Source organism: Rothia nasimurium, from assembly GCF_928381705.1.
Classification (GTDB): domain Bacteria; phylum Actinomycetota; class Actinomycetes; order Actinomycetales; family Micrococcaceae; genus Rothia; species Rothia nasimurium_G.
In genome coordinates this window covers 131303-137969 of the sequence record NZ_CAKMSR010000008.1, presented here as the reverse complement: position 1 = coordinate 137969, position 6667 = coordinate 131303, and the positions used below count along the sequence as shown (strand labels likewise).

5 protein-coding genes and 3 tRNA genes are annotated in these 6667 nt (G+C 61.7%); 1 reads left to right on the top strand and 7 read right to left on the bottom strand.

The genetic code is table 11. The annotated features are described in order from the left end of the window. Window positions 1-255 precede the first annotated feature (255 nt). The 5 genes from L6762_RS08265 to L6762_RS08245 form a co-directional block, all read right to left on the bottom strand. Window positions 256-328 (bottom strand) — tRNA-Phe (locus L6762_RS08265). A gap of 63 nt (window positions 329-391) precedes the next feature. Further along, window positions 392-465, bottom strand: a tRNA-Asp gene (locus L6762_RS08260). Window positions 466-516: 51 nt separating this feature from the next. Beyond that, window positions 517-589 (bottom strand) — tRNA-Glu (locus L6762_RS08255). Window positions 590-967: 378 nt separating this feature from the next. Beyond that, entirely contained in the window at window positions 968-1978 is a 1011-nt protein-coding gene (locus tag L6762_RS08250; protein WP_237186787.1) for a universal stress protein, read from the bottom strand. 296 nt (window positions 1979-2274) lie between these two features. Further along, window positions 2275-2934, bottom strand: coding sequence for an LGFP repeat-containing protein (locus L6762_RS08245; protein WP_237186786.1), 660 nt, complete (start codon window positions 2932-2934; stop codon window positions 2275-2277). Window positions 2935-3125: 191 nt separating this feature from the next. Here L6762_RS08245 and L6762_RS08240 point away from each other — a divergent pair, with 191 nt between their 5' ends. Continuing rightward, window positions 3126-4463 (top strand): D-arabinono-1,4-lactone oxidase, encoded by a 1338-nt coding sequence (locus tag L6762_RS08240; protein WP_237186785.1) that lies wholly within the window; start codon window positions 3126-3128, stop codon window positions 4461-4463. 138 nt (window positions 4464-4601) lie between these two features. On the opposite strand, the gene L6762_RS08235 is transcribed toward L6762_RS08240, so the two are convergent. Both L6762_RS08235 and L6762_RS08230 read right to left on the bottom strand, forming a co-directional pair. After that, window positions 4602-6008: an FAD-dependent oxidoreductase gene (locus L6762_RS08235; protein WP_237186784.1), complete on the bottom strand. Its 1407-nt coding sequence runs from the start codon at window positions 6006-6008 to the stop codon at window positions 4602-4604. Between the two features lie 180 nt (window positions 6009-6188). Continuing rightward, on the bottom strand, window positions 6189-6641 hold the full coding sequence (locus L6762_RS08230) for a hypothetical protein (protein WP_237186783.1): 453 nt from the start codon (window positions 6639-6641) through the stop codon (window positions 6189-6191). Window positions 6642-6667: the final 26 nt, after the last annotated feature.

Sequence of the window (6667 nt, the reverse complement as noted above, 5' to 3'; positions counted from 1 at the left end):
ACAGGACGCCCAGCCCTCTACGACAACGCTATCGACACCGACTACACCCACTCAATCGGCATTCAAAAAGGCCAAATCTAACCCCCGCGACACGCCGAGCCAGACACACATTTTGACCCTTAACCCGGCATTGCAGACCCTCTAGAAAAAGCCGGAATACGACAATAGCCCCAGTCCGTGAACTCACAGGCTGGGGCTATTGGGTGTTAAAACAAAAAACCCACTCTCATGTAGAAGCCTAGAGAGTGGATTTCGTGGCTCCGACCGGCGTCGATCCGGTGACCTTACGATTTTCAGTCGCACGCTCTACCAACTGAGCTACAGAGCCAGGCATACCCTTAGATATGCCACAACCGCGTCTTCTCACAAGTGAGAACTTACGCGGTCGGAGCGACCCCGACGGGACTTGAACCCGCGACCTCCGGCGTGACAGGCCGGCGCGCTAACCAACTGCGCTACGGGGCCATACGTAAAAACCGAAGTTCTTACATGGCCGTGAAACCGAAGGTTTCACAGTACCCCCAACGGGATTTGAACCCGTGTTACCGCCGTGAAAGGGCGGCGTCCTAGGCCGCTAGACGATAGGGGCTAGTTCGCTGTATCGTGACTGGCTTCGTTTCCTCAGCCCGTCGCTCGAACAAGTAATACATTACGCGAGTTCAAACAGGCGCGCAAATCGAAAACCACCCAGAGAGGCTCTTTAGGGCTAAAAATTGGGTGCCCTGCACCACAATATTCACCTAAAAGTAACCGGAGCTACACACAAATAGCCTAGTCAAAGCGCATATTGCTACCGCGGGCGTCCGCGCAAAAAATTTTTTGAACTTTTTTAAAAAAGACGGCAGAACAGCGCCGTCGGAGCCCTTTTCCCTCTGAAAAGGTACTTCGGCGGGAGCTGTCCTGCCTTTCTCTTGTCTCCAGCCTACTCCCCTGCCGGGGAGCTGACTAGAGCATGTTCATGCTGTGACTAGCCCCAGGTAACACCGGCATCGGGTGCCTGCTCAATACGGGGGTCATCGAGCTGGGGAACAATCATGACCGGCACCTGAGTGTTGTGCAGGATGCCCTGGGAGGTGGAGCCCAACAACATACCGGCGATACCGCCACGGCCACGGGTACCGACCACAATCAGGTCAGCTGCCTTACCCGCCTCTAGCAGTACCTGAACGGGTGAACCGTCAATGAGCTTGAATTCGATTTCCAGGTTGGGGAAGTAACCGCGAATCCACTCAGCAGCCTTGCGCTGCAAATCAGCAATTTCGCGGTAGAGGGCTTCAAAATCAACCGCGGCAGGCACCCAGTTAAGGGCACCGGTGTAGGGAGCCAGGGCGTTGACCAGGGTGAGCTTGACGCCGCGGCGGGAGGCTTCGTCAGCTGCCTGCATCATGGCCAGACGGGCCTCATCGGAGCCGTCCGAACCAACAACAACAGACTGGCCGCCGCCCAGAATGCCAGGGTCAGCTTCAATCTTCTCGGCATAGGACTGGGGAACTGCCACGGTGGGGCAGTGAGAGTGGGCAGGCAGGGAAGTAGAAACAGTGCCCAGCAGGCGCCCTAGGAAGCCGCCGTGAGAGCGGGAACCTACCACCATCAGCTCAGCCTTCTTGGAGAGTTCCAGGAGGACGGCGGTAGCGTCGCCGGTCTCGACCGTAGCGCGAAGTTCAACGCTGGTTTCGCCCACGCGGGAGTGAGCTTCGTCGAGAATCTGGGCCACACCGTCGGTCAGGGCCTGCTCGTCAACCATGGAGTAGCCTGCGTCGAAACCGGTACCGGTGAAGACGGGCAGGGAGTAGGCAGTGACCATGCGGACGGGCACCTTGCGGACTTCAGCCTCGTGTACGGCCCAGCGCAGGGCACCGTAGCTCTGTTCGGAACCGTCGATACCGACGATGATTTCGCCGGCTGCGTTGGCCACTTCTGCGATGTCGTTGCGGGCAGCTACTGCTTTTTCACCGAAGGTGAGAGCGTGTTCGGTCATGGTCATCTCCTTAGATTCATGATGACCCCGCTCTGCCAGCCGGGTTGCCGGCGCTGCTGCCGGGGCCTACTTCTAGTTTAGTCCTCGCCCGGTGAGCAGCGTGACTTATTTCGCATCATTACCGCACTTATTCATTTTTGAACTAGATAAGGTAAGGACGCCGCACCCCACTCTCCTGCCGCTGGGCAGGGAGGTGGGTGGCGGCGTCCTTGCGCCAACGAGCGTGCGTTATATCGCTGAGCGTGCAGTAGCCATGCGCACGCTCGGCGATACGGCGCACGCTCGCTGAGAAACGCCTAACCCAGGGGACTAAACACAGCGCCGGAGGCGGTCACCGTGAGTACGCCCTGTTCGGTGTACAGCACTGAGGCATCCCCTACCTGCTGCACCTCAGCCACCGGGAAGCCAAAGGCATCTACAGCACCGTGGGCATTGAAGTAGTCCCCTGCCGGGGTTCCAGACTCAACAAAATGGGCACCCGTAGCCTCAGACCAGAAGACGTTACCGCTAGCCAGGCCCGGCTGGGCAAAACTCTGGCGCACGCCGCTGCCCACCGGTTGCTCGTCGGTCACAGGAATCAGGTTGTACAGGGCAGAGCCGTCGCCCACCGTCACCGCGCCAAAACGCCACAGGTCATAGATAGCACCGTGCACAGCATGGGTGCCCGTTACCTCGTTATAGAACACAGCCCCGCGAGTAAAGTTCTGGCCAATAAACCCGGGGGTATCAGGAGTACCGGGAGCAATAAAACCCTCATCGGTGGGAGCGCCCAACCAGGCGTAATCTTCGGGAGCCCAGGGCAGGGTGCCGGTGCTTAAGCTGGTCGCCAGCGACGGCTGCTCCGCGGTACCGGCCTCGCTGGCCTGGGCGGGAGCAAGCCCTGTGAGCGTCAGCGCCCCGAGGGCGAGCGCCGCCGAACCGCAACGGGCAAAAATACGGAGTGAAGACTTGTTCATGGTGTTGTACCTTCCTTTCTCCAGTACTTCCACCCCATCACAGCCACCCTGGCCCGGGCAAGCAAAAACAGGCAGGTTTATCGAATTGTGAGTCAACTGTTACCAAGCTGTGACCGGCCGCCCAGACTCACAGCCAGCACCCACCTCTTCGTGCGAAAATATGCATGAACGAGCAAGAATCGAGGTAGATTATGGCCGACACCCCGCAGACAAGCCCCTCGTGGAGCACCTGGGCGCGCCAACACACCGTGCAGCCCACCGGCGTCCTTGCGCCCCGGTCGGTGCCCGAGCTGCAACGGCAGATTCAGGACGCCGCCGCGGCAGGTACCCGGGTCAAGGTAGTGGGGCGGGGGCGGAGTGCGTCCGCTATTGGGCAGCCGGCAGGCACCCTGCTGACCCTGGATCACCTGACCGGCCTGGTGCGGGTGAACCCAGACGAGCTCACCGCAACCTTCCTGGCGGGCACCACCGTGCGTGAGGCTAACCGCCTGCTGGGCTACTACAACCTGGCCTTTACCAACCTGGGGCGACTCGATGAGCAGACCCTGGCCGGGGCTATTTCAACCGGCTTTCACGGCACCGGTCTGACCTACGGTGTCTTCGCTACCCAGGTGGCTGAGCTCAAGCTGGTGGACACGACCGGTGACCTGCTGGTCTGTTCCTCCCAGCAGAACCCGGAAATTTTCTCGGCGGCCCTGTGCGGGCTGGGGGCGCTGGGCATCATCGTGGAGCTGACCTTTAAGGTGGTGCCCCAGTTCCGCCTGCACGCGGCGGAGCGGGGCCATTCTTACCAAACCATTGTGCACTCTTTTGAAGACCGCTCCCGCGGGGCGGACCATTACGAGTTCAGTTGGTTCCCCGGCTCAGGCGAGGTGCGCACCCGCAGGCTCACCCGCCTGGCTCTACTGACCGAGGGCTACATGCCCGCCAGCGCTGCCCTGAGCCAGGCCCGGCGCTACGGCGGCGACCATCTGCTCAACAACGGGGTATTCTCGGCGCTCAGCTACGCCGGGGCTAAGGTGCCTGCGGCGCAGCCGACGCTGAACAGGGTAGCCAACTGGGCTAAGGGCAACCGCCGCTACGCCGACTACTCGGCCCGCGTTTTCACTATTCACCGCACCGTGCGGCAAAACAATATGGAATACGCATTCGATATGTCGCAGTTTGCCGACGTCATGCGCGATGTGCGCGCCCACCTGGCGTCCTACCGTAGCCAGATGGCCTACCCCCTGGTCGTGCGCACCGCTGCCGCCGACGACATCTGGCTTTCGCAGGCCTACGGGCGGGAGACCTTCTATGTCTCGGCACGCGCCTACTGGCGTCAGCCCCACGCCGAGCTCTTCAGGGTGTTAGAAGGGGTTTTCAAGGAGCACGGCGGACGCCCCCACTGGGGTCAGTTCCACACCCAGGACGCGGACGCCCTCGCCCAGCTCTACCCCCGTTTCAACGACTTCGTGGAGCTGCGCGAAGAGCTAGACCCGTCGGGCCTCTTCCTCAACCCCTACCTGGACTGGGTGCTGATGCGATAGGGGCGGCGGACGTCCGCGCTTCTGTAGCCCCGCTTTACCCAAGGGGACCGTAAAACTTAAAAGGGACCGCATAGTATGCGGTCCCTTTTAAGTTTTAAGGTCCCCTTCTGCTGGAGGCGGGGCCCAGGCGGTGAGATACTACTCGCCGCGTGAAATCGCGGTCATCTCGTCGCGGTCAACCACCTTGATGCGGGCGCGGGGCTCGCCGGCAGCGTCCTTGGCCTCTGCGCCCAGGGCCTTTTCGTGGTCGTCCAGGCGGTGCCAGCCTTCCCAGGTGGTGTAGCGGACGCCGGCCTGATCGAGGAAGGCCTCAATGGCTGCAGGGTCGGCGGCCTCGGCGGTGTAAAGGTTTTCGCGGTCTTCCAGCAGGTGGGTGACGGTTTCGAGGGCGTCTGACTTGGTGGAACCAATCAGGCCGACGGGGCCGCGCTTGATCCAGCCGGTGGCGTAGAGGCCGGGGACGGGCACGTCGCTGTCGTCGATGACGCGGCCCTCAACGTTGGTGATGACGCCGCGTTCGCTGTCGTAGCCGACCTCGGGCAGTTCGGAGCCGAAGTAGCCGATGGCGCGGTAGACGGCCTGCACGGGGTAGTCGATGAATTCGCCGGTGCCGGTGACGCCGCCGTTGCCGTTGAGCTCGGTGCGTTCCATCTTGATGCCGGTGACCTTGCCGTGTTCACCGAGAATTTCGGCCGGTGACTGGAGGAAGTGCAGGTGCAGGCGGCGGGAGGCGGTGCCGGGGTTTTCCTTCTGCTCTTCGAGCCAGCCGTTCAGGGTCTTCATCATGACCTTGGTCTGGGCGTTGGTTTCCATGGCTTCGCGGGAGGCCTCGTCGAACTGGAAGTCTTCTTCGTAAAGCACGATGTCAACGTCGCGGGAGTGGGCCAGTTCGCGCAGTTCGAGGGGGGTGAACTTGATCTGGGCGGGGCCGCGGCGACCGAAGACGTGCACGTCGGTGACGGGTGAGGCCTTGAGACCTTCGTAGACGTTGTCGGGGATTTCGGTGACGAGCAGGTCGTCGGCATGCTTGGAGAGCACGCGGGCGACGTCGAGGGCTACGTTGCCGTTACCGAGCACTGCGATTTCTTTGGCTTCCAGCGGCCAGGTGCGGGGCACGTCGGGGTGGCCGTCGTACCAGGAGACGAAGTCAGACGCGCCGTAGGAGCCGGTGAGCTCAACGCCGGGGATGTCGAGGTCGGCGTCCTTGATGGCGCCGGTTGCGAAGATGATGGCGTCGTAGTGCTTGCGCAGGTCGGCCAGGGTGACGTCGGTGCCGTAGTTAACGTTGCCGAAGAAGCGGATATCGCCGCGGTCGAGCACCTTGTGCAGGGCGTTGACGATGCCCTTGATGCGGGGGTGGTCGGGGGCTACGCCGTAGCGGATCAGGCCGAAGGGGGCGGGGTAGCGGTCGAAGATGTCGATGGCTACGGGCACGGCTCCGGTGCGGACTTCTTCGCTTTTGGTGAGGATGTCTGCGGCGTAGATACCTGCGGGGCCTGCACCGATGACGGCGACGCGCAGGGCGCGGGGGGCTTCGGTTGACACGGGTTTTCCTTTCGGCGCCGGGCGTAGGTGGGCACGGCGGGTTGGGACTTTGGTTCTGCTCTAGTCTACCGAGTTTGGGGCGGACGCCGTCGCCCCGGTTACAGAGTAAGTCCTGGGGTTACCGCTGGTAGGGGCTGGTCGTAACAGAGGTAACAGATGCAGGCGGGGGTGCAGGGCGCTTTAGATGGCTCCGGCCTGGGACCAGCCAGCGTCTAGGCATTCTTGGGGAGCGGTGAAGATACCGGTTTTGTTGTTCTCGCTCTGGGCAAGGACTTCTGCCGGGATCTGGCTGTAGTGCTGCTGGTATTCTTCCTCGCTCATGTAGTCACTGGCTAGTTCTTGCTCAGCAAACTCGGTGGGGTCAGCTAGTGTGCCACCGAAGCACATGACGCCGGAGTAGAGCACGTAGATATTGCCGGTGTCGATGCCCCGCTGAATATCTTCGTTAGAAATAGTGGGGCCCTGGGTTGCCAGCTCTTCGGGGCTGGCGGTTGCTGTGGTAGCAGGTGGCGGCACAGTGGTGGTGCGGACGCTCGGGGTGGAGCTTGGTGCCTCAGCTGTAGTGGACGCGCCGCTGGAGCAGGCCACCAGTAGCGGAATGAGTAGGGCAAGGGGAAGGGCTCGACGTGGCATGGTGCAATCTCCTTTGAATGCCAAGA